The 1320-nt window shown below is 47.2% G+C and carries 3 protein-coding genes; all 3 read left to right on the forward strand.

Translation table 11 applies throughout. The features are described from left to right. Window positions 1–46: 46 nt before the first annotated feature. Genes GC102_RS07365 through GC102_RS40525 form a run of 3 tightly spaced genes read left to right on the forward strand, consistent with a single transcriptional unit; the run spans window position 47 to window position 1142 of the window. Window positions 47–895 (forward strand): sugar phosphate isomerase/epimerase family protein, encoded by an 849-nt coding sequence (locus tag GC102_RS07365; RefSeq protein ID WP_171688900.1) that lies wholly within the window; start codon window positions 47–49, stop codon window positions 893–895. A 24-nt stretch (window positions 896–919) separates the two neighbouring features. Further along, window positions 920–1063 carry a hypothetical protein gene (locus GC102_RS07370; RefSeq protein ID WP_171688901.1) on the forward strand — a complete coding sequence of 48 codons (144 nt, stop codon included), beginning with the start codon at window positions 920–922 and terminating at the stop codon, window positions 1061–1063. Next, window positions 1041–1142, forward strand: a complete 102-nt coding sequence (locus tag GC102_RS40525) for a hypothetical protein (protein WP_376769353.1) — start codon at window positions 1041–1043, stop codon at window positions 1140–1142. Before GC102_RS07370 ends, GC102_RS40525 begins: the two co-directional genes overlap by 23 nt. The last annotated feature ends 178 nt before the right edge of the window (window positions 1143–1320 follow it).

Genomic DNA, 1320 nt, shown 5'->3' on the forward strand with positions numbered 1-1320 from the left:
AGAGATTCAGCTGTAACCAATCATAAATGAATTGAGGGTGAAGAATATGAAACTAGGCGTCAGTACATATAGTTTGTCCCGTGCTTTAATATCTGGAGAAATGGATATTCTGGGTGTGATCGATTGGATTGCCGACCAAGGAGGCGAGCATGTTGAGATCGTGCCTAGTTTGGTCGGTCAGCCAGAGTTAGCCGATGCGATTCGTGAAAAGGCGAAGTCACGGGGGATCGAAGTCTCGAGTTATACAATCGGGGCCAATTTCGTTACCGATACGCAGGAAGCCTATGAACAGGAGATTGCGCGTGTGAAAGCGGAAGTCGATATTGCGGCGAGACTAGGTGTTAAGCGGATGCGGCATGACGTCGCGAGCAGCAGCGACAATTCCATAGGCAGCTTTAACAGAGAGTTGAATCGTTTAGTAGAGGCATGCAGGCAAATCGCAGATTACGCTGCACAGTTTGGTATCGTGACCAGCGTCGAGAACCACGGCTATTTCATACAAGCAAGTGATCGGGTGCAGACTCTGGTTCAAGTGGTCGATCGTCCGAACTTCCTCACAACGCTGGATATCGGCAATTTCATGTGCGTCGATGAAGATTCGGTTGCGGCTGTGAAGAAGAACCTGCCATATGCCTCTATGGTGCATGTGAAAGACTTCTATCTTCGTCCTTCTTATCTGAATCCGGGTGAAGGCTGGTTTAAGACCACAAGCGGCAATTATTTGCGCGGTGCCATTGTCGGTCACGGAGACATCGATATGAGGGAAGTACTTCGTGTGGTCAAAAACTCCGGCTACGATGGGTACATTTCGCTTGAATTCGAAGGGATGGAAGAATGCAAAGCCGGTACGAAGATCAGCCTCGATAACATCAGGAGATTGTGGGAAGAGGTCTAGCATGAAGATAACGGAGGGAACAGAATGCCGGCATATAAAGCCGTATTTACAGAAACACCCAAGCACATACCGACGAACCGAGTTGTCGACGAACCTCTCATTGGCAACGGTGATACCGGTGTCGTATTGAGGTTTGCACTATATTATGGCCTGCTGCAGCAGAAATAAAGCGTTTCCTCCCGGATTGTTTGGCAATTGGATCACGACGGATACGCCGAGCTGGGCGGGCGATTACCATTTGAATTAAAACTATGAAGCCCCTTGGTGGGCTGTGTTTTCCTCCAATAGTAGTATTTGGTTATGAAACAGAGGCTCTATGGGGATATAGCAAAATAGAATTTACTATTTATTATGAAACAAAACAAACGGAGTCACGCGGGTTTGCGGGCTCCGTTTTATATTTATTTATGAAACATCACACTTTT

The sequence above is a fragment of the Paenibacillus germinis genome, assembly GCF_013141785.1.
GTDB lineage: Bacteria > Bacillota > Bacilli > Paenibacillales > NBRC-103111 > Paenibacillus_E > Paenibacillus_E phytorum.

Excerpts from the sequence above, each read along its gene's own strand:
- GC102_RS07365 (WP_171688900.1), top strand. The coding sequence starts at position 47 with ATGAAACTAGGCGTCAGTACATATAGTTTGTCCCGTGCTTTAATATCT.
- GC102_RS07370 (WP_171688901.1), top strand. The coding sequence starts at position 920 with ATGCCGGCATATAAAGCCGTATTTACAGAAACACCCAAGCACATACCG.
- GC102_RS40525 (WP_376769353.1), top strand. The coding sequence starts at position 1,041 with ATGGCCTGCTGCAGCAGAAATAAAGCGTTTCCTCCCGGATTGTTTGGC.